This is a genomic window from Bacillus sp. L_1B0_5, assembly GCF_000836715.1.
GTDB lineage: Bacteria > Bacillota > Bacilli > Bacillales > Bacillaceae_G > Bacillus_A > Bacillus_A thuringiensis_S.
Genome location: NZ_JXIS01000122.1, coordinates 1 through 647, shown reverse-complemented (window position 1 = coordinate 647; position 647 = coordinate 1). Strand labels below are relative to the sequence as shown.

Here is a 647-nt window from a genome sequence, read left to right as displayed (position 1 = left end):
GGTTTAGCAAATCGAATTGCAACTGATATTATTAATAAAATTGATGATATGAAAGATGATCCGTATGTATTCATTTATGGTGGCGGTGCCGCAATTGTAAAAGAAAGCCTACAGCAAATTTTAGAGCAAAAAGGACGTTTAACAAATGTTATTTTCTTAAAAGACCCACTTTTCGTAAATGCACGCGGATTACTTGTGTACACATGCTCTCCAAGATTTGAAGAATTAAAAGAAAAAGCGCTTGCTACTGTCGGTGAAAAATAATGGCTCGTAAAATATACAAAGCTGGTGATAGAGCAAATGTCTATATTAAGAAAGACATTTCACCAGATATGATCGATTTCATTAACAAACAAAGTGATCTTACAATGTTCTTTTTGTATGCTGCACAACAACTTCATAAACAAATTGGTAATGTAGATGTAGCAGAAATTTTACCACGTAAATATACATTTGCATTGGATAATGAAACACAACCTTTACCAATTAAACATAATGAAGATTCAAAAACTGTTCATACACCTGTTTTAGATCAAACTCATATCGAAGCAAGTCAAGAAATAACGAATCCTGGGGAATCCAATGATAAAGAAGAAAATACATCATGGAATAAACTAAATGATTTAGAAGATGATCCATATGCATAA

At 32.0% G+C, this 647-nt stretch carries 1 protein-coding gene and 1 pseudogene; both read left to right on the top strand.

Annotation, left to right across the window (positions count from 1 at the left end):
- Positions 1–264 (top strand): annotated as a pseudogene (locus tag RT27_RS28720) (peptide ABC transporter substrate-binding protein); the annotation flags it as partial.
- Positions 264–647: a hypothetical protein gene (locus tag RT27_RS28715; protein ID WP_043938487.1), complete on the top strand. Its 384-nt coding sequence runs from the start codon at positions 264–266 to the stop codon at positions 645–647. The pseudogene RT27_RS28720 and the gene RT27_RS28715, both read left to right, overlap by 1 nt.

Excerpts from the sequence above, each read along its gene's own strand:
- RT27_RS28715 (WP_043938487.1), top strand. The coding sequence starts at position 264 with ATGGCTCGTAAAATATACAAAGCTGGTGATAGAGCAAATGTCTATATT.